General features: G+C 73.1%; 17 protein-coding genes and 1 pseudogene. 4 read left to right on the top strand and 14 right to left on the bottom strand.

The window, feature by feature from the left end; translation table 11 throughout:
- The first annotated feature begins 75 nt into the window (after nt 1-75).
- Nucleotides 76-543, top strand: coding sequence for an ATP-binding protein (locus ACWEJX_RS06555; protein ID WP_451606413.1), 468 nt, complete (start codon nt 76-78; stop codon nt 541-543).
- Here the strand turns inward: ACWEJX_RS06555 and ACWEJX_RS06560 are convergent.
- Nucleotides 497-2,023 (bottom strand): amino acid permease, encoded by a 1,527-nt coding sequence (locus tag ACWEJX_RS06560; RefSeq protein WP_451606414.1) that lies wholly within the window; start codon nt 2,021-2,023, stop codon nt 497-499. The two genes, ACWEJX_RS06555 and ACWEJX_RS06560, sit on opposite strands and share 47 nt — an antisense overlap.
- A gap of 161 nt (nt 2,024-2,184) precedes the next feature.
- Complete coding sequence (locus ACWEJX_RS06565) at nt 2,185-3,036, bottom strand: MBL fold metallo-hydrolase (protein ID WP_451606415.1); 852 nt, start codon at nt 3,034-3,036, stop codon at nt 2,185-2,187.
- Between the two features lie 61 nt (nt 3,037-3,097).
- Here ACWEJX_RS06565 and ACWEJX_RS06570 point away from each other — a divergent pair, with 61 nt between their 5' ends.
- Nucleotides 3,098-3,511 (top strand): MerR family transcriptional regulator, encoded by a 414-nt coding sequence (locus ACWEJX_RS06570; RefSeq protein ID WP_451606416.1) that lies wholly within the window; start codon nt 3,098-3,100, stop codon nt 3,509-3,511.
- On the opposite strand, the gene ACWEJX_RS06575 is transcribed toward ACWEJX_RS06570, so the two are convergent.
- The 7 genes from ACWEJX_RS06575 to ACWEJX_RS06605 all read right to left on the bottom strand — a co-directional run bounded on the left by ACWEJX_RS06575 (nt 3,502) and on the right by ACWEJX_RS06605 (nt 12,754).
- Nucleotides 3,502-3,930: a nuclear transport factor 2 family protein gene (locus ACWEJX_RS06575; protein ID WP_451606417.1), complete on the bottom strand. Its 429-nt coding sequence runs from the start codon at nt 3,928-3,930 to the stop codon at nt 3,502-3,504. The two genes, ACWEJX_RS06570 and ACWEJX_RS06575, sit on opposite strands and share 10 nt — an antisense overlap.
- A gap of 135 nt (nt 3,931-4,065) precedes the next feature.
- Nucleotides 4,066-5,079 (bottom strand): ornithine carbamoyltransferase, encoded by a 1,014-nt coding sequence (gene argF / locus ACWEJX_RS06580; protein WP_451606418.1) that lies wholly within the window; start codon nt 5,077-5,079, stop codon nt 4,066-4,068.
- 224 nt (nt 5,080-5,303) lie between these two features.
- Nucleotides 5,304-6,536 carry an arginine deiminase gene (locus ACWEJX_RS06585; protein WP_451606419.1) on the bottom strand — a complete coding sequence of 411 codons (1,233 nt, stop codon included), beginning with the start codon at nt 6,534-6,536 and terminating at the stop codon, nt 5,304-5,306.
- 232 nt (nt 6,537-6,768) lie between these two features.
- A complete protein-coding gene (locus tag ACWEJX_RS06590; RefSeq protein ID WP_451606420.1) occupies nt 6,769-9,348 on the bottom strand; it encodes a polynucleotide kinase-phosphatase in 2,580 nt (859 codons plus the stop codon).
- Complete coding sequence (locus tag ACWEJX_RS06595; protein WP_451606421.1) at nt 9,345-10,826, bottom strand: 3' terminal RNA ribose 2'-O-methyltransferase Hen1; 1,482 nt, start codon at nt 10,824-10,826, stop codon at nt 9,345-9,347. Before ACWEJX_RS06595 ends, ACWEJX_RS06590 begins: the two co-directional genes overlap by 4 nt.
- Before the next feature lie 97 nt (nt 10,827-10,923).
- Entirely contained in the window at nt 10,924-11,826 is a 903-nt protein-coding gene (gene mmuM / locus ACWEJX_RS06600) for a homocysteine S-methyltransferase (protein WP_451606422.1), read from the bottom strand.
- Between the two features lie 4 nt (nt 11,827-11,830).
- On the bottom strand, nt 11,831-12,754 hold the full coding sequence (locus ACWEJX_RS06605; RefSeq protein ID WP_451606423.1) for an LLM class F420-dependent oxidoreductase: 924 nt from the start codon (nt 12,752-12,754) through the stop codon (nt 11,831-11,833).
- A 247-nt stretch (nt 12,755-13,001) separates the two neighbouring features.
- Here ACWEJX_RS06605 and ACWEJX_RS06610 point away from each other — a divergent pair, with 247 nt between their 5' ends.
- On the top strand, nt 13,002-13,214 hold the full coding sequence (locus ACWEJX_RS06610; protein WP_451606424.1) for a hypothetical protein: 213 nt from the start codon (nt 13,002-13,004) through the stop codon (nt 13,212-13,214).
- A gap of 41 nt (nt 13,215-13,255) precedes the next feature.
- On the opposite strand, the gene ACWEJX_RS06615 is transcribed toward ACWEJX_RS06610, so the two are convergent.
- From ACWEJX_RS06615 to ACWEJX_RS06630, 4 genes and pseudogenes are all read right to left on the bottom strand, one after another.
- Nucleotides 13,256-13,747 (bottom strand): DUF6099 family protein, encoded by a 492-nt coding sequence (locus ACWEJX_RS06615; RefSeq protein ID WP_451606425.1) that lies wholly within the window; start codon nt 13,745-13,747, stop codon nt 13,256-13,258.
- Between the two features lie 126 nt (nt 13,748-13,873).
- Nucleotides 13,874-14,230 carry a nucleotide pyrophosphohydrolase gene (locus ACWEJX_RS06620; protein ID WP_451606426.1) on the bottom strand — a complete coding sequence of 119 codons (357 nt, stop codon included), beginning with the start codon at nt 14,228-14,230 and terminating at the stop codon, nt 13,874-13,876.
- Between the two features lie 209 nt (nt 14,231-14,439).
- A pseudogene (locus ACWEJX_RS06625) lies at nt 14,440-15,534 on the bottom strand (ATP-binding protein); the annotation flags it as partial.
- Between the two features lie 316 nt (nt 15,535-15,850).
- Nucleotides 15,851-16,273, bottom strand: a complete 423-nt coding sequence (locus ACWEJX_RS06630; RefSeq protein ID WP_403798961.1) for a cell division protein SepF — start codon at nt 16,271-16,273, stop codon at nt 15,851-15,853.
- Between the two features lie 118 nt (nt 16,274-16,391).
- Between ACWEJX_RS06630 and ACWEJX_RS06635 the strand changes: the two genes are divergently transcribed.
- A complete protein-coding gene (locus ACWEJX_RS06635) occupies nt 16,392-16,778 on the top strand; it encodes a hypothetical protein (protein WP_451606427.1) in 387 nt (128 codons plus the stop codon).
- Between the two features lie 41 nt (nt 16,779-16,819).
- On the opposite strand, the gene ACWEJX_RS06640 is transcribed toward ACWEJX_RS06635, so the two are convergent.
- Nucleotides 16,820-18,334 (bottom strand): SDR family oxidoreductase, encoded by a 1,515-nt coding sequence (locus tag ACWEJX_RS06640; protein ID WP_451606428.1) that lies wholly within the window; start codon nt 18,332-18,334, stop codon nt 16,820-16,822.
- Between the last annotated feature and the right edge of the window lie 141 nt (nt 18,335-18,475).

The raw sequence follows: 18,475 nt of genomic DNA on the forward strand, positions 1-18,475 counted from the left end.
GTACGACTCCGTAAGGTTGAAACCAGGACATCACGCCCGCCCGCCCCCACACCGAGCCCGAACGGACCCCCCGCCGTGTTCGAAGTCCCCGCTCCCCCCACCACCTCCTGGCGCCTCGCCCTCCCCCACACCACCGCCGCCGTGCCGCTCGCCCGCGCCCTCGTCCGCTCCGCCCTCACGGAGATCGAGGGCCCGGAGCAGGCCGCGGCCGACTGCCACACGGCCGAGCTGCTCACCGCCGAGCTGGTCGCCAACGCCGTCGAGCACACCCCGGGCGACGGACCGATCGAGCTGGTCGTCGAGCTGCTGCCGACGCCCGGCGGCTGCCAGATCGAGGTCCACGACAGCCACCCCGCCGCCCCCGGCAACCTGGTCTGCCCCGATCCGGCCGCTCCGGTCGACCCCTGGCAGGAGCACGGCCGCGGCCTGCTCCTGATCCGCGCGCTGAGCAGCGACTGCGGGCACCGCCCCACCGCGCACGGCAAGGCGGTCTGGTTCACGCTCCCGGCCGTACCGCGCCGGCGGCGGCCTCAGGAACCGTGACCGCGACGTCCTGCGGAGCCGCGACGGACGCGTCCTCGGAAGGCGGCACCGGGACGGCCTCGGAAGCCGCCGGTTCCGTGCCGAAGCGCGAGTGGCGGCGCCCATACCCGGCGTAGACGAGCCCGCCGACCACCAGGAAGGCCGCGAACTCCAGCCAGGTCGTCCAGCCGGTCCCCCAGATCAGGTACACGCAGAAGCCGACGCCGAGCAGCGGGCTGAGCGGATAGAGCGGGACGCGGAAGGAGCGCGGCAGCTCCGGGTCGCGGCGGCGCAGCGCGATCACCGCGATGTTGACGACGGCCATGACCGCGAGCGTGCCGATGGTGGTGAGGTCGACGACGGCGTCGAGCGAGGCGAAGGCCGCGGGGACGGCGAAGACGGCGGCCACGATCCAGGTGTTGGCGACGGGCGTGGCGCTGCGCGGCGAGACCTTCTCGAAGACCTGGGGCACGAGGCCGTCGCGGGACATCGACAGCAGGATCCGGGTCTGCCCGTACATCACGGCGAGCACGACGGACGCGATGGCGACGACCGCGCCGAAGGCGATGATCCCGCCGCCGACCGTCGAGTGGGTGACCTGGTCGACGACGAGCGAGAGCGCGGCCGGCTTGTCGCCGACGGCGCCCGCGCCGAGCGCCCCGATCGCGGAGAGCGCGACGGCGCCGTAGAGCAGGGTGACGACGCCGATGCAGATGAGGATCGCGAGCGGGATGGTGCGCCGCGGGTTCTTCACCTCCTCGCCGGCGGTGGTGATGGCGTCGAAGCCGATGTACGAGAAGAAGGCGACGGACGCGCCGGCGGTGATCCCGGCCGTGCCGTGGGTCGCGAACGGGGAGAGGTGGCCGGCCCGGAAGGCGCTGAAGCCGATCGCGCAGAAGACGATCAGGATCGCGATCTTGAGCACCGCCATCGCGGCGGTCGCCCGGGCGCTCTCGCGCACGCCGCGGACCAGGAGCACGGCGGCGAGCGCGATGACGATCACGGCCGGCAGGTTGACCACGCCGCCGTCGGCCGGACCGGCGGAGAGCGCGGCGGGCAGGTGCCAGCCGACCAGGCTGTCGAGCAGCTCGTTCAGGTACTGGCTCCAGCCGACCGCGACGGCCGAGACGGAGACGCCGTACTCCAGGAGCAGGCACCAGCCGACGAGGAAGGCGACCCGTTCGCCGAGGCTCGCGTAGGCGAAGGAGTACGAGGAGCCGGACACCGGGATCGCGCTGCCCAGCTCCGCGAAGGAGAAGGCGGTGAAGACGCAGGTGAGCGCGGCGAGCACGAAGGAGACCACCACGGCGGGCCCGGCCTCGGCGACGCTGTCGGAGAGCCCGACGAAGATGCCGGTGCCGACGATGGCGCCGATGCCGAAGCACACCAGCTGGAACAGCCCCATGGTGCGCTTGAGGCCGTGGCCTTCGAGGTCGGCACCGGACTCGGCGAGCAGCCGCTGCGGGGATTTGATCCGGCGGGGGTCGATCCGCGAGGACATGGAGTGGTTCTCATCTCTGGTCGTGCAGGCTCGCTCATGCGGGGTGTGCATGCGAGAGGGGGGTCCGGGCGTTTTGCACCCGGACCCCCCTGAATAAGGCGATGGTAAGCCTCACCGCGCATATTCACCCAATCGGCGGCATTCCCATGCCCTGGCGCGCCTTAGGCCCCGTAGCGGGCGAACTCCCACGGGTCGTGCGCCGAGAACACCTCCACCTCGTCACCGTGGTCACGGAGCAGTTCGCGCAGCCGGGCCTGGGTGCCGAGCCGCAGGTCGCGGTGGACCTCGGAGCGGGTCTGCACCACGTCCATCAGCGGATGCGGCTCCTTCGCGTCCGCCATCTCGCGGTGGTAGTAGTACGCGTCGCCGCAGTGCAGCAACCATCGGCCGGCCGCCTCGTCGCGCACGGCGACCCCGGCGTGGCCGGCGGTGTGGCCGCCGAGCGGGACGAGCCGGATCCCGGACGGCAGCCCCTCCAGGCGTATCGAGTCGAAGCCGAACCAGTCGTCGGCGGGGTCGGCCGGGGCGGGGCGGCCGGGCTCGTAGGTGACCCAGTCGGGCTCGTGCGCCCAGTGCGCCGGGCGGTAGCGGTAGCTCGGGGCCTCGGCGCGCGCGGCTGCGAGTTCGGGGGCGAGCAGGTGCACCTTGGCGCCGGGGAAGTCGGGCAGCCCGCCGCAGTGGTCCACGTCGAGGTGGGTCACGACGACGTGCCGCACGTCGGAGGGCGCGTACCCGAGCCGGGTGACCTGGCGGACGGCCGTCTCCTCCTCGTCGAGCGCGGGCGCCGCCATCGCGACCCAGTCGGCGCCCAGGGTGCCCTCGGGATCGCGGACGTCGCCGAGGCCGAGGCCGGTCTCGACCAGGACGAGTCCGGCGGACTCGGTCTCCAGGAGGAGACAGTGGTTGACGGCGGGGGCGGGGGCCGGGCCGTCGTAGGTGGGGTCGATGGTGCGGACCGAGCCGCAGTTGAGGTGATGGACCTTCGTGACGTCCATGACGTTCGTGACGTTCATGACGGGTAGGCTGCGACTTGAACCGCGCTTCAAGTCAAGCGACGTGGACGGGGGATCGACCGTGGACGAAGGACTGCTGGACATCGCCGAGGTCGCGGAGCGCAGCGGCCTCGCGCCCTCGGCACTGCGCTTCTACGAGAAGAAGGGCCTGATCGCCCCGGCCGGCCGCAACGGTCTGCGCCGCACCTACCACCCGGACGTCCTGGAGCGCCTCGCCCTGATCACCTGCGCGCGCGGCGCGGGCTTCTCGGTCGCGGAGGTGAGCCGCTTCGTGGTGGCACGGCCGTCCGACGCGGACCTGCGGGTCCGGATGACGACCAAGGCCGACGACCTCGACGAGCAGATCGGCCGGCTCACCCGGCTCCGCGACAGCCTGCGCCACGCGGCCGTCTGCGACCACGAACCGATCGTCGACTGCCCCGACTTCAAGCGGGCGGTCGGCAACGTGCGCCAAACGGCAGGGCGTCAGCGGTAGAAGGTCCGGCCGGCGGCGCCGGAGGACACCGACCACACCTCGGTTATGAGCCCGCCGGTGATCCGAAGGGTGTCGGTCCCGCTCCTCGCGACGGTCCCGCCGTCCTCGCCGGTGAAGCTGGCCAGATACGGCCGGGCCACCAGGCCGGTCGGTACACCGCCCACCAGGGCGAGGTCCACCACCGCCTCGCCCTCGGCCGCGAACCGCAGGTCGGTGCGGCTGCGGCGCCACGCCCCGATGATCTCGGCGAGCCCGGCCGGGGTGCGGACGGCGTCGAACGCCTCCGTGTTCGCCTGGGTGTAGCGGAGGGTGAAGTCCGGAGCCATGATCTTCTCGGCGAGCTCCAGCTCACCGTTCCACAAGGCCGTCCACTGGTCGTAGATTCCGGCGCCGAGGCGTCGCAGGTCGTCACCGCTCATCAAGTCCCCCTGTTCGTGGCGGTTGCTGACACTCACGAACGTAACAGGGGGGTCTGACAACGGACCGCCGGACAATGAGGCGTCCGACGACCCGGCGCCGGAGGATCAGGCGTCCGACGACCCGGCGCCGGAGGATCAGGCGTCCGGCGCCTGGGCGAGCGTGGCGACCATGACCGCCTTGATGGTGTGCATCCGGTTCTCCGCCTCGTCGAAGACGACCGAGTGCGCCGACTCGAAGACCTCGTCGGAGACCTCCAGTTCGGTCAGCCCGTGCCGGGCGTGGAGGTCGCGGCCGACGGCGGTGCCCAGGTCGTGGAAGGCGGGCAGGCAGTGCAGGAACTTGACGTCCGGGTTGCCGGTGGCCCGGATGACGTCCATGGTCACGGAGTACGGCGCGAGGGCGGCGATACGCGCGTCCCAGACCTCCTTGGGCTCGCCCATCGACACCCACACGTCCGTGGCCACGAAGTCGGCGCCGCGCACGCCCTCGGCGACGTCCTCGGTGAGCGTGATCACCGCTCCGCTCGCCTCGGCGAGCCGCTGCGCCTCGGCGACGACCGAGTCGGCCGGCCAGTACGCCTCGGGGGCCACGATCCGGACGTCCATGCCGAGCAGGGCGCCGGTGATCAGGTAGGAGTTGCCCATGTTGAAGCGGGCGTCACCGAGATAGGCGAAGGCGAGCTCGTCGAGCGGCTTGGCGCAGTGCTCGGTCATCGTGAGCACGTCGGCCAGCATCTGGGTCGGGTGCCAGTCGTCGGTGAGCCCGTTGTAGACCGGCACCCCGGCGTGGGCGGCCAGCTCCTCGACGACGGCCTGGCCGTCGCCCCGGTACTCGATCGCGTCGAACATCCGGCCCAGCACCCGGGCGGTGTCCTTGACCGACTCCTTGTGCCCGATCTGCGAGCTGACCGGGTCGAGGTAGGTGGTGGAAGCGCCCTGGTCGGCCGCGGCGACCTCGAAGGCGCAGCGGGTGCGGGTGGAGGTCTTCTCGAAGATCAGCGCGATGTTCCGGCCCCGCAGCCGCTGCACCTCGGCGCCCGCCTTCTTGGCCGCCTTGAGCTCGGCGGCGAGTGCGATCAGGCCGCGGAACTCCTCGGCGGTGAAGTCCAGCTCCTTGAGGAAGTGGCGGCCGATGAGGTCGGTGGCCATGGCGTGCTCCTGGGTGCGGTCGGGGGCGTCGAGGGACGAGGACGTTGGAAGTGTATACGTAATTCAGCATTCTTATACAGCCCCACCCCCGCCGCCCCTCCACCCTGCCGGGCGCGGCCGCCTCACCAGCGCGCCCGGCCTACCGGATGCCCCGCATCACCAGCGCGCCCGGCCTACCGGATGCCCCGCATCACCAGCGCGCCCGGCCTACCGGATGCCCCGCATCACACGGCGTCCCGCTCCACCGGGCAGCTCATGCAGCGCGGACCGCCCCGCCCCCGCCCCAGCTCGCTGCCGGGGATCTCGATCACCTCGATGCCCTGCTTGCGCAGATGCGTGTTGGTGGTGACGTTCCGCTCGTACGCGACCACGACGCCGGGCTCGACGGCGAGCACGTTGCACCCGTCGTCCCACTGCTCCCGCTCCGCCGCGTGGACGTCCTGGGTGGCGGTGAGCACCCGGATGTCCTGGAGGCCGAGGGCGGCGGCGATCGCGCTGTGCATCTGCTCGGGCGGATGGTCGGTGACCCGCAGGGACTGGCCCTCGTCGCCCGGCTCGATCGTGTACGAGCGGAGCATGCCGAGGCCCGCGTACTGGGTGAAGGTGTCCCCGTCCACCATCGTCATCACCGTGTCCAGGTGCATGAACGCGCGCCGCTTCGGCATGTCCAGGGCGATGATGGTGCGTGCCGAGCCGGCCGCGAACATGCGGCGCGCCAGCATCTCCACGGCCTGCGGGGTGGTGCGCTCGCTCATGCCGATGAGGACGGCGCCGTTGCCGATGACCAGGACGTCACCGCCCTCGATCGTCGACGGGTAGTCGGCCTGCCCCTCCGACCAGTGGTGGAAGCTGCCCGCCTCGGCGCCGGTGAACAGCGGGTGGTGCTTGTAGATCGCCTCGAAGTGGACGGTCTCGCGCTGCCGGGCCGGCCAGCGCATCGCGTTGATCGACACGCCGTCGTAGATCCAGGCGGAGGTGTCCCGGGTGAAGATGTGGTTCGGCAGCGGGCCCAGCACGAAGTCGTCCAGGTCCAGGGCGTGGAAGCGCACCGAGGTCGGTTCCCGGTGCGCCGCCAGGTACTCCCGCTTGGTCATGCCGCCGACGAGCGCCTCCACCAGGGGCACGGAGTCCATCGATTCGAACACCGCCCGCAGATGGTCCGCCGCGAGCGGCCCGTACTCCTTCTCGTCGAAGACCCGGTCGAGCACCAGCTTGCGCGCCGCCGGCAGCTCCAGGGTCTCCGCCAGGAGATCGCCGAAGAGGTGCACCTCCACTCCCCGGTCCCGCAGCACGTCCGCGAAGCCGTCGTGCTCCTGGCGCGCCCGGCGCACCCACAGCACGTCGTCGAAGAGCAACGCGTCCTTGTTGCTCGGGGTGAGCCGCTTCAGCTCCAGATCGGGCCGGTGCAGTATGACGCGGCGCAGCCGCCCGGTCTCGGAATCGACATGGAATCCCATGCGCCCCATCCTGGCCGAGCGGAGCGCCCCGCGCGTAGTACTCCGCGTGTCACGCGCGCGACGAGGTGGGGTAGTGGCGGAACCGGAACCCCGCCTCGTCGTCTCGTGACTCGCCCCACGGCTCGTCCAGCGGCTCGCCTCCTGGTTCGCGCCCTGATTCGCCTCCTGGTTCGTCTCCTGGTTCGTCCCTTGGTTCACCCCTTGGTTCACCCCTTGGTTCGCCCTGCGGGCGTCAGAGCCGCGGGTCCACCGGCTCCGACTCCAGGGCGAGGACCGCGAACACGGCCTCGTGGACCCGCCACAGCGGCTCGCCCGCCGCGAGCCGGTCGAGCGCCTCCAGGCCGAGCGCGTACTCGCGCAGCGCCAGCGAGCGCTTGTGGCCGAGGAACCGCTGGCGCAGCCGCTCCAGGTTGGCCGGACGGGTGTACTCCGGGCCGTAGATGATCCGCAGGTACTCGCGTCCGCGGACCTTCACGCCCGGCTGCACCGGCCGCCCGTCCTTGCCCAGGGCCACGGCCGCGAGCGGCTTGACGACCATGCCCTCGCCGCCGGCCGCGGTCAGTTCGAGCCACCAGTCGACGCCGGCGCGTACGGACGCCTCGTCGGCCGGGTCGACGACGAGCCGCCGTGTCACCTGGAGCAGGCCGGTCGGATCGTGCTCGACCAGCCGGTCGAGCCAGGCCAGCTGCTGGTCGTGCGGTACGGCGGCCAGCGAGCGGCCGCGCGCGGCGAGCACCTGGAACGGCGCGAAGCGCACGCCCTCCAGACCGTCCGTCGGCCAGCAGTAGCGCCGGTACGCGTCGGTGAACGCGGCCGCGTCGGCCGCCCGTTCCCGCTGCCGGCCGAGCAGCTCGTCGAGCCCCTCGACCCCGCGCGCCGCGGCCTGTTCGAGCGCGCCGAGCGCGCCGGGGAAGACCGCCCGGGAGGCCGCGCCGACCGCCGCGTACTGGGAGCGCAGCAGCCCGGCGGACTTCAGCGACCACGGCATCAGCTCGCCGTCGAGCAGCAGCCAGTCGCCCGACGCGCCGGAGGCGCTGTTCGACGCTGTGAGCTCCTCCCAGAGCCCGGCCGCGCCGATCGCCGCCCGCAGCCGCCCGAGGACCTGCTCGGTCTTGTCCTGGTCGTCGAAGAACGGGCGTCCGGTACGGGTGTGCAGCGCGCCGGTCGGACCGTCGACCCCGAAGTACTCGCGCGCCGCCGCGGCGTCCCGGCAGACGAGCGCGACGGCCCGCGAGCCCATGTGCTTCTCCTCGCACACGACCTTCCCGACCTCGTCCGCCGCGTACTGTCCGAACGCCTCCGCCGGGTGCTCCAGGTAGCCGTCCACCTTCGAGGTCGCGGTGGGCGCCATGGTCGGCGGGAGGTAGGCGAGCAGCCGCGGGTCGACCGCGAACCGGCTCATCACCTCGAGGGCCGCGGCCGCGTTCTCCTCGCGGACCGCGACGTTGCCCATCAGCCGGGTCTCGACGATCCGCCGCCCCTGCACGTCGGCCAGGTCGAGCGGCCGCCCCTGGTGTCCGCCCGGCGCCTGGGCCGCGAGCGGCTTGGCCGGCTCGTACCAGACCCGCTCGGCCGGTACGTCGACGAGCTCGCGCTCCGGCCAGCGCAGCGCGGTCATCTTCCCGCCGAACACCGCGCCGGTGTCGAGGCAGATGGTGTTGTTGATCCAGGACGTGGTCGGTACGGGCGTGTGCCCGTAGACGACGGTGGCCCGGCCCCGGTACTCCTCCGCCCACGGGTAGCGCACCGGCAGGCCGAACTCGTCGGTCTCGCCGGTGGTGTCCCCGTACAGCGCGTGCGAACGCACCCGCCCGGAGGTGCGGCCGTGGTACTTCTCCGGCAGACCGGCGTGGCAGACCACCAGCCGGCCCTCGTCGAGGACGTAGTGGCTGACGAGCCCGTCGATGAACTCCGCGACCTGCGCCCGGAACTCCTCCGGCTCGCGCTCCAGCTGCTCGATCGTCTCGGCGAGGCCGTGGGTCTGCTGCACCTTGCGGCCGCGCAGCCAGCGGCCCAGCTTGTTCTCGTGGTTTCCGGGCACGCACAGCGCGTCCCCGGCGGCCACCATGCCCATGACGCGGCGCAGCACGCCCGGGCTGTCCGGCCCGCGGTCGACCAGGTCGCCGACGAAGACGGCGGTGCGGCCCTCCGGGTGGTGTCCGTCGACGTAGCCGAGCCTGGCGAGCAGCGTCTCCAGCTCGGAGCGGCAGCCGTGGATGTCGCCGATGATGTCGAACGGCCCGGTGAGGTGCCGCAGGTCGTTGAACCGCTTCTCCCGGACGACCTCGGCGGACTCGACCTCCGCCACGCTGCGCAGCACGTGCACCTTGCGGAAGCCCTCGCGTTCGAGTCCCTTGAGCGAGCGGCGCAGTTCACGGCGGTGCCGCTGGATCACGTGCCGGGGCAGGTGCGCCCGGTCGGGGCGGGCGGCGTTGCGCTCCGCGCACACCTCCTTGGGCAGGTCGAGGACGATCGCGATCGGCAGCACGTCGTGCTCGCGGGCGAGCTGGACGAGCTGACGGCGCGCCTCGCGCTGCACGCTGGTGGCGTCGACGACGGTCAGCCGGCCGGCGGCGAGCCGCTTGCCCGCGATGTAGTGGAGGACGTCGAAGGCGTCCTTGCTGGCGCTCTGGTCGTTCTCGTCGTCGGCGACCAGGCCGCGGCAGAAGTCGGACGAGACGATCTCCGTCGGCTTGAAGTGCCGCCGGGCGAAGGTCGACTTGCCGGAACCGGTGGCGCCGACGAGGACCACGAGGGAGAGATCTGTGACGGGCAGCGTGCGCCCGGTCTTCTGGGTGGCGTCGTCGGTCATGCCGCGTCCTCCTTCGTGGTGTCGGTCGTCTCGGTGTTCTCCGTACGGGTGAAGACGGCCAGCTGGGTGGGCGGGCCGACCTCGGGGTCGTCCGGGCCGACGGGGGCGAAGCCGACCTCGTAGCCGTGGCGGGCGGCGACGCCCCCGGCCCAGCTGCGGAACTCCTCGCGGGTCCATTCGAAGCGGTGGTCGCCGTGCCGGACGTGACCGGCCGGCAGCGACTCCCAGCGCACGTTGTACTCGACGTTCGGCGTCGTCACGACGACCGTGCGCGGCCGGGCGGAGCCGAACACCGCGTACTCGAGCGCGGGCAGCCGCGGCAGGTCGAGGTGCTCGATGACCTCGCTGAGCACGGCTGCGTCGTAGCCGGTCAGTCGCTTGTCGGTGTACGTGAGCGAGCCCTGGAGCAGCTTCACCCGGCCGGCCTGCCGCTCGCCCATGCGCTCCAGACGCAGCCGGCGGGCCGCGACGGACAGGGCGCGGGCCGACACGTCCACGCCGACGACCTCGGTGAAGCGCACGTCCTTGAGCAGGGCCTGCACCAACTGCCCCTGGCCGCAGCCGAGGTCGAGCACCCGGGCGGCGTCGGCGGCGCGCAGCGCGGCCAGGATCGCCTCGCGGCGCTGCTCGGCGAGCGGCACCGGCCGCTCCTCGGTGTCGGTCGTCTCGTCGACGGCGTTGTCGACGTCGTCGACGTCCAGGCCGTCGGCCTCGGCGAGCCGGACGAGTTCGAGGCGCTCGGTGGCCTCCCGGGTCAGGGACCAGCGGCGGGAGAGGTAGCGGCTGGTGATGAGCTGCTGCTCCGGGTGGTCGGCGAGCCAGCCGTCGCCGGCGCGCAGCAGCTTGTCGACCTCGTCGGGCGCGACCCAGTAGTGCTTGGCGTCGTCGAGGACCGGGAGCAGGACGTAGAGCTGGTTGAGTGCGTCGGCGAGCCGCAGCTCGCCCTCCAGGACCAGCCGCACATAGCGCGAGTCGCCCCACTCGGGGAACTCCGGGTCGAGCGCGACCGGTTCCGCCGTGACGTCCGCCCAGCCGAGCGGGCCGAAGAGCCGGGTCACGAGCCCGGCCCCGCCGCGCGCCGGGAGCGCCGGGATCTCTATCCGCAGCGGCAGCGGCGCGGCGGCCCGCTCGGGCAACGCCGCACAGCTTCCGTGCAGGGCGCTCTTGAAGACCTTGGCGAGCGCGACGGCGAGCAGCGAGGACGCGGCGTACGGCCGGTCGTTCACGTACTGCGCGAGCGCCGCGTCGGGCGCCCCGCCCCGCCCCTTGCCCCTGCCCTTGCGCACCAGCGCCACGGGGTCCACGTCGAGGATCAGCGCGACCGTGCACCGCTCCGCGCTCGCCTCGGGGTAGACGACGTGCGCGGTGCCGTGCGCGGTGCCGAACGCCTGCGCCTTCTCGGGATGCTTGTGCAGGAGAAAGCCCAGGTCGGTGGCGGGTTTTTCGGCCGTGCCGGTGGTGCTGATGGTCAGGAACATGCGTTCAAGAATGACCTTCGCCGCCGCTCTGCCACAACGGATTTCCGCCCCGGCCCGGAGACCGGTTTCCGCCCCGGCCCGGAGACCGGCCGGGCCGCTACCCGCGCAGGGTGACGGCCAGTTCGGCGATGGCGTCGGGCCCGACCCGGCAGCAGCCGCCGATGAGCCGGGCGCCGGCGGCGCGCCAGCGGTCGGTCCTGGCCGGGTCGAAGGTGGCCGCGCCGCGCCAGCCGCGGGCGGCGGCGTCCCACTGCTCCCCGCTGTTGGGGTAGACGACGACCGGTTTGCCGGTCGCCTCGGCGGCGATCTCCGCGGCGGCCCCTGCGTCGTCCGGGTCGCAGCAGTTGACGCCGACCGCGACGACCTGGTCGTTGCCCGCGACCAGGCCGAAGGCGTCCGCCAGCGGCTGCCCGGCACGGGTGCGCTCGCCCTCGACGGTGTACGAGAGCCAGACCGGCACCCCGCACCCCTCGGCGGCCCGCAGCAGCGCCTCGGCCTCGTCGGCGTCGGGCACCGTCTCCAGGGCCAGGACGTCGGGCCCGGCCCCGGCCAGGACCTCGATCCGGGGCCGGTGGAACCGTTCGAGCTCGGCCGCCGACAGCCCGTACCGGCCGCGGTACTCGCTCCCGTCCGCCAGCATCGCTCCGTACGGCCCGACGGAGGCGGCGACCCAGATCTCCCGCTCGACCCGCTCGCTCGCCGCCCGGGCCAGCTCCACGCTGCGCGCGAGCAGCCGCGCGGCCTCCGCCCGCCCGGTGCCGCGGTGGGCGAAGCCCTCGAAGGTGGCCTGATAACTGGAGGTGATCAGGACCTGGGCACCGGCCCGCGCGTAGGCCGCGTGGGCCGCCTCGATCTGCTCGGGCCCGTCGGCGAGCAGCCGCGCGGACCAGAGCGCGTCGGAGAGGTCACAGCCCTGGGCCTCCAGCTGGTTGGAGAGCCCGCCGTCGAGCACGAGCACCCCTTCGGCGAGGGCGGCGGCGAGCGTGCGGTCGGGTTTCATCGGGTCACCCCAGCTGCGTCTGTACCTGTGCGGAGATCAGCTCCAGGTGGTCCAGATCGTCCAGGTCGAGAACCTGGAGGTAGATCCGGGTGGAGCCCAGTGCACCGTACCGGCCGATCTTGTCCACGACCTCGGCGGGTGACCCCGCCAGACCGTTGGCCTTCAGCTCTTCGACGTCCCGCCCGATGGCGGCCGCCCGGCGGGCGACCTCCGCGTCGTCGCGGCCGACGCAGACCACCAGCGCGTTGGAGTACACCAGCGCCCCGGCCGGCCGCCCGGCCTCGGCCGCCGCCTCCCTCACCCGGCCGAACTGCCGCTCGGTCTCGTCGAGCGAGGCGAACGGGATGTTGAACTCGTCGGCGAACCGCGCCGCGAGCCGCGGGGTGCGGCGCGCGCCGTGGCCTCCGACGAGCACCGGGATCCTCGCCTGGGCCGGCTTGGGCAGCGCGGGCGAGTCGGTCAGCTGGTAGTACTCGCCCTGGTACGAGAACGTCTTGCCGGTCTCGGTGCCCCACAGCCCGGTGACGATCTCCAGCTGCTCCTCCAGGCGCCCGAACCTCTCCTTCGGGAACGGGATCCCGTACGCCCGGTGCTCCTCCTCGAACCAGCCCGCGCCGAGGCCCAGCTCGACCCGCCCGCCGGACATCTGGTCGACCTGCGCGACCTGGATCGCGAGGACGCCGGGGAACCGGAAGGTGCCGGCGGTCATCAGCGTGCCGAGCCGGATCCGCCGGGTCTCCCGCGCGAGACCGGCCAGCGTGATCCAGGCGTCGGTCGGCCCGGGCAGGCCGTCGGCCGCGCCCATGCTCACATAGTGGTCCGAGCGGAAGAAGGCGTCGAAGCCCAGGTCCTCCGTGGCCTTGGCGACCGTGAGCAGGGTGTCGTACGACGCGCCTTGCTGGGGTTCCGTGAAGATTCGAAGATCCATACCTCCATCCTGCACCGTCGGGTGCGCGTCAACCGTTTCGTCAGCGGGTGAGCCCCACCGGCCCTGTCGGGTGAATATCCGCCCCTCGGCGGGCGGCCTCTCGCCAGGCCAGTGACCGGGGCCGGGGACCCGTCGTTGGCTCGGGCGGAGCCGGACCGCCCGGCCCGCGTGCCGGCGGCCGCTGCCGGTGCGTCGCTCTCTCTTGTGGGCCTTTCCTCACCGGAGGGCCCGGGCCGAGGAGGCCGCCATGTCCCAGGAAGCCGCACCGGAGCGGTCCGTGTCCGAGCAGCCCGCCCAGCCACCGCTCCCCCCGGTGCCCGCGCAGCCGGCGGGCGAAGCACCCAAGGGTCTGCTGCAGCAGATGGAGGAGCTGATGGCGGCGCTGACCGCCGACCTCTCCCAGCTCGACGCCGACCTCCAGTCCTCGGCCGACCGCCCGGAGGGCACGACGAGCGCCTGACGGCCGGGCGCGGGCCCTTTCCGGCACCCGGGCACAAGGCCTCATCCCGGGCCCGCGCGGCCCCGGGCCGTGTCGGGCGGGCGGTGCGGGTCCCGGTCGCGCAGAGAGAGCCGGCGGAGCATGGCACGGACGCGGTCACCGGCCTCGTCGGCGGCGTCGATGGCCTCGATGGACTGCCAGTAGAGTCCCTCCTCGTCCGTCGCGCAGGCCACGCCGACGAGGGCGATGCCCACCTCGCCGAGGAGGGCGCCGAGCGCGGTCAGGGCCGTGCGCGCGTCGCCGACGGTCGTGAGCTGCGCGGCGCGCAGCCCACCGGTGCGCAGCGCGGGGTGGTCCACCGCACCGCGTCCCCCTCCTGTCTCGCTGAGCCCGCGGGCCTCGCCACGCAGCTCCAGCGGCCCGGCGAGCGCGAGGTGACTCCCTATCGCCTGGGCGAGGGCCTGGGCCTGCCAGGCCTCCACCACGATGTCCAGTGCCGTACGGCTCTCGGCCAGTGCATGCCGGCCGCTCGCGATCAATCGCTCCGCTTCCATCAACGCCGCCCCCGTTCTGATGACTTACCGCTCACTCATTCCATTACCCAGCGTGAGGCCGACTGAGCCCAAACACCAGAGGAATTCGGAAATCTGTGGACAGGAAGCTCGTTGGGGAAAACTCGATCACTCCGAAGAGTGACGATCGGACGTCCGACGCCCCCGCGTCGGGAAGCGGAGCTCGTTCCGGTCGATCTTCGCCGCCAGCGCCGCCAGCGGATCGATCCCCAACACCTCGCAGAACTGCAGCAGATAGGCGAGCACGTCGGCGACCTCGTCCGTGACCCGGTGCGCCGTGTCCGGGTCCGCCATCACGCGGCCCGACTCCTCCGGCGTCAACCACTGGAAGATCTCCAGGAGTTCGGCCGCCTCGACGCTCAGCGCCGCCGCCAGGTTCTTGGGCGTGTGGTACGGCTGCCAGTCCCTGGCCGCGGCGAATTCCGCGAGGCGGCGCTGCAGGGCCGCCACATCGAGTTCTGTCACCCTTCAGATCTACCAGGTGCCAGATCCACCACCGTCACCCCCGGTACGCCTGCCAGGCCGGACTCACCTGCCGCCCCCATCGCCTCTGCCGGGCCGGGCTCACCTGCCGCCCCCATCGCCTCTGCCGGCCCCGTCGCCCCTGCGGCACCCAGCGCCCCTGCCGTACCCGGCGTACCCGGCGCACCCGGCGCACCCGGCGCACCCGGCGCACCTGCCGTACCCGGCACGGCCGTGACCCCCTCCCCCACCGTCGCCACGAGACGCATGTGCCCGCTCGCGCAGATCTCGGCGGCGAGCGCAAGCAGGGCGCGCGCCTGCCGGGCGTCGAGTCCGTGGTCGAGGCCGTCGGCCAGGACGGTGAGCGTCTGCATGGCCTGCGGCACCTCCGCGACCGGGTCGACGGCGAGCACACCGGGGCCGGTGAGCAGGACGAGTCCCAGGGCGAGATAACGCAGTTCGCCGTCGCCGAGCCGGCCGAGCGGGGTCGCCGGGCGGCCGGTGCGCTCCAGGACGGCCTGCACCGTGCCGGCGTCCATCGACTCCCGTAAGCCCAGGGCCGCCACCGGCCCGGCGCAGCCCGCGCCGGCGAACGCCGCGAGCCGGGCGTGGCGGCGCGGGCATTCCGTCGCCGTGCGGTGCAGCACCTCGGCGAGGTTGCGGCAGTCACGCCACAACCGCCCCTCGCCGACCGGCACGGGCGTCCGCATCCGTCGCGGCATCGGATCGCACGGGAAGACCGAGCGCAGCCCCACGACCATCTGCTCGGCGGCGGCCAGGACGTCGCGCTGCCCCTGGGTCTTGCCGGCGACGCGCAGCGGGAGCAGGGCCGTACCGAGGACGTCGTCGGGGAACGGGGCGCGGGTGACGGGGGTACTGCCGGCGGTGTGCCACTCGGCCTGGACGGTGCCGCGGCCCGGGTCGCGCAGGGCGGTGGTGAGCAGGGTGCGGCCCTGCCAGGTGAGCCGTTCGCCGACGATCCGGAGGTCGGGTTCGGCCTGGACGGCGACGTCGAGACGGACCGGACCGGCCGGGCCGTCGACCGTGCAGCCGATCCGGAAGCCCCGCCTCCCCTGAGTGTCGGGCCGTGCCCGGTCCGGCACGTGGCCGGCCGCGTCCGGCAGCGCCTCGGCGAGGGCCGCCCCCGCGCCGAGCCGCGCGAGCACCTCGTACGCCCGCAGGACGGTCGACTTGCCGCTGCCGCTCGGGCCCCGGAGCAGCGTCACGGGCCCGAGCGGCACCACGGTCCCGCGATGCGCCCCGAACGCCGAGAGCCGCAGCTCCGTGACGGCGGGCCGGACGACCAGCGAGCCTGCCCCCCGGTCGTACGCGCGGGGGTCCGTTCGGGGGGCTGTGCGGGGGTCCGTTCGAGGGTCCGTGCGGCCCCCCTGGTCGAACGCGCGGGCGTCCGGGCGTGGGTCCGTACGTGGGTCCGTGCGGCCCCCCTGGTCGAACGCGCGGGCGTCCGGGCGTGGGTCCGTGCGGGGGGCCGCTCGGAGGTGCCCCTGCTGGGGCACGTGGCCCGGCGTCAGGGTGCGGTCGGGGGCGTTGCCGCCGGTGGTGGTCATGATCGAAAGGTTCGCAGCCCTCCGCACGGCGAACCGTTACGCCTGAACGACCTTCCTACGAACGAGGGATCGCGCCCTCGCCCACGTCCGCCGCGCTCTCGTCCTCGACGCCCTCGACCTCCGTACCGGCCGGCGCGAGCAGGAAGACGTTGCGGTCGACGCGGTGCATCCCGCTGCCGAGGCCGAAGACGACGCCGCTGCTGAAGTCGAGGATGCGCTTGGCGACCTCGGTGTCGGCGCTCGTGAGGTCGAGCAGCACGGGGATCTGGGCGATGAGGTACTCGGCGACCTCGCGGGCGTCGGCGAAGACCTGGACGCGGAGCACGACCATCCGGCGCTGTTCGGCGGCCTCGTACTGGTCGGGGATCGTGCGGTGGTCCACCCTTGACGGCCATTCGTCCCGGCCGCGCAGGGGAACGACCTGGGCCAGGCCCTCCCACTGCTCGTCGGTGACGTCGTACCTCTCGTACCTACTCATGCGCCCATCCTCCCGTTACTCACCCGTTCGGCCCAACACCGACACGGCTGACGCCCTATGATCTCCCGCCGGTGAGGGGCGGCACGGACACCGCACCGCGGGAGATGGGGCAACGACGATGGACCGACAGGCACAGCGATCGACGGACCGACCGGACGACCGGGTCGCTTCCGTACTGCGCTTCACCACGGAGCTGATCGCATGGGTGGCGACTCCGTGGGCGCTGGCCTCGTACTCGTGGGCGCTCGCCGCACTGTCCGTGGTGGTGCTCATCGGGCTGCCGACGGTCTTCGCCACGCCGGGCGACAAGGCCCAGGTGATCGTCCCGGTCCCGGGCCCGGTCACGATCCTGCTGGTGCTCGTCCAGCTCGCGGCGGCGGTGACCGCCGCCTGGGCCGCGTGGCCGGTGTGGGCGGCGGTCGTCGTCTCCGTACTGGCCGCGGCGACGGTGGTGACGGAACGCGGGCGCTGGCGCCGGCTGCTGCGGCGCGGTGGCCGCGACTAGCGCGTGGCCGAAGTGGCCTGAGCCTCCGTGATGCGTGCACCTCACGGGCCGGCTCGTCGGGCGCTCTCCGTCTCGGCCGTCCGGGCGATGTTCCGCGCCATTCCGCCGAAGACGGCGGCATGGAACGGCGCCACGCTCCACCAGTACGCCTGACCCGCGAGGCCCCGTGGGTGGAAGAGCGCCCGCTGCCGGTACGTGGTGCGGCCCTGTTCGTCCCGGTCGACGGCCATCTCCAGCCACGCGAGACCCGGCAGACGCATCTCCGCCCGGAGGCGGAGCAGGTGTCCGCGTTCGATCTCCTCCACGCGCCAGAAGTCGAGCGCGTCGCCGACGCGGAGGCGCTGCGCGTCCCGGCGTCCCCGGCGCAGCCCCACTCCGCCGACGAGCCGGTCGGCCCACCCGCGGACGGCCCAGGCGAGCGGGAAGGAGTACCAGCCGTTCTCGCCTCCCACTCCCTCGATGACCCGCCACAACGACGCCGGGCTCGCGTCGACGGTGCGGCTGCGCTCGTCGGTGTAGAGGCTGCCGCCGGCCCAGCCGGGGTCGGTCGGCAGCGGATCGCTCGGCGCCCCGGGCGGCGAGGCGGAGGACCAGCGGGTGGTGACCTGCGCGTCCCGTACCCGACGGAGGGCGAGCCGGAGTGCCTTTTCGAACGGGATCGGCGTCCCGGGGCCGTCCGGGGCGTACCGCGCGATGTCCCTCTCGGTGCAGATCACCTCGTGCCGCAGCGATTCCGTGAGCGGTCGCGCCAGGGCCGCCGGGACCGGCGTGACCAGGCCGATCCATTGGCTGGACAACCTCGGGGTGAGGACGGGCACGGGGACGATGAGACGCCGGCGGAGCCCGGCGACCGCCGCGTACCGCACCATCATGTCGCGGTAGGTGAGCACGTCGGGGCCGCCGATGTCGAAGGTCCGGCTGATGCCCGGGGGCATGGCGGCGCCGGCCACCAGGTACCTCAGCACGTCGCGGACGGCGATGGGCTGGACCAGGCTGCCGACCCAGCTCGGCGTGACCATGACGGGCAGCCGCTCGGTCAGGTACCGGAGCATCTCGAACGAGGCCGAGCCCGAGCCGATGACGACGGCGGCCCGCAGGACGGTGGTGGGCACGCCCGAGTCGAGGAGGATGCGGCCCACTTCGGTACGGGAGCGCAGGTGCGGCGAGAGACGGTCCGCGGGCACCCCGCGCGGGGTCAGGCCGCCCAGGTAGACGATGCGCCGCACTCCGGCGGAACGGGCCTCGGCGGCGAAGGTGCGGGCGGCGAGCCGGTCGGCGTTCTCGAAGTCCGCCGTCGAGTTCATGGAGTGGACCAGGTAGTACGCGACGTCGACTCCGGCCAGGGCCTCGCGGAGGCTGGCGGCGTCGGTCACGTCACCGCGCACGATCTCCGCCCGGGCGGTCCACGGGAAGTCGCGGAGCTTGTCCGGATGCCGTGCGAGGCAGCGCACGCGGTACCCGCTGTCGAGCAGCTCGGGTACGAGGCGGCCGCCGATGTAGCCGCTCGCGCCGGTGACCAGGCAGCGAGCGCCGTTGGTCGGTGTGGAAGTAGCCATGCGCTGATCCGTTTCACTGATTCCGGAGACGTATGCGCCTTCTGCGGGTTCTTCGCCGGTATCGGCACTGTCGGATGCGGACACGGGGGCGGATGCGGGTGCGGGTGCGGAAACGGGTGCGGGTGCGGATGCGGCCGATTT

The organism is Streptomyces sp. NPDC004788, assembly GCF_053601115.1.

Excerpts from the sequence above, each read along its gene's own strand:
- ACWEJX_RS06560 (WP_451606414.1), bottom strand. The coding sequence starts at position 2,023 with ATGTCCTCGCGGATCGACCCCCGCCGGATCAAATCCCCGCAGCGGCTG.
- ACWEJX_RS06565 (WP_451606415.1), bottom strand. The coding sequence starts at position 3,036 with ATGAACGTCACGAACGTCATGGACGTCACGAAGGTCCATCACCTCAAC.
- ACWEJX_RS06575 (WP_451606417.1), bottom strand. The coding sequence starts at position 3,930 with ATGAGCGGTGACGACCTGCGACGCCTCGGCGCCGGAATCTACGACCAG.
- argF (WP_451606418.1), bottom strand. The coding sequence starts at position 5,079 with ATGGCCACCGACCTCATCGGCCGCCACTTCCTCAAGGAGCTGGACTTC.
- ACWEJX_RS06585 (WP_451606419.1), bottom strand. The coding sequence starts at position 6,536 with ATGGGATTCCATGTCGATTCCGAGACCGGGCGGCTGCGCCGCGTCATA.
- ACWEJX_RS06590 (WP_451606420.1), bottom strand. The coding sequence starts at position 9,348 with ATGACCGACGACGCCACCCAGAAGACCGGGCGCACGCTGCCCGTCACA.
- ACWEJX_RS06595 (WP_451606421.1), bottom strand. The coding sequence starts at position 10,826 with ATGTTCCTGACCATCAGCACCACCGGCACGGCCGAAAAACCCGCCACC.
- mmuM (WP_451606422.1), bottom strand. The coding sequence starts at position 11,826 with ATGAAACCCGACCGCACGCTCGCCGCCGCCCTCGCCGAAGGGGTGCTC.
- ACWEJX_RS06605 (WP_451606423.1), bottom strand. The coding sequence starts at position 12,754 with ATGGATCTTCGAATCTTCACGGAACCCCAGCAAGGCGCGTCGTACGAC.
- ACWEJX_RS06610 (WP_451606424.1), top strand. The coding sequence starts at position 13,002 with ATGTCCCAGGAAGCCGCACCGGAGCGGTCCGTGTCCGAGCAGCCCGCC.
- ACWEJX_RS06615 (WP_451606425.1), bottom strand. The coding sequence starts at position 13,747 with ATGGAAGCGGAGCGATTGATCGCGAGCGGCCGGCATGCACTGGCCGAG.
- ACWEJX_RS06630 (WP_403798961.1), bottom strand. The coding sequence starts at position 16,273 with ATGAGTAGGTACGAGAGGTACGACGTCACCGACGAGCAGTGGGAGGGC.
- ACWEJX_RS06635 (WP_451606427.1), top strand. The coding sequence starts at position 16,392 with ATGGACCGACAGGCACAGCGATCGACGGACCGACCGGACGACCGGGTC.
- ACWEJX_RS06640 (WP_451606428.1), bottom strand. The coding sequence starts at position 18,334 with ATGGCTACTTCCACACCGACCAACGGCGCTCGCTGCCTGGTCACCGGC.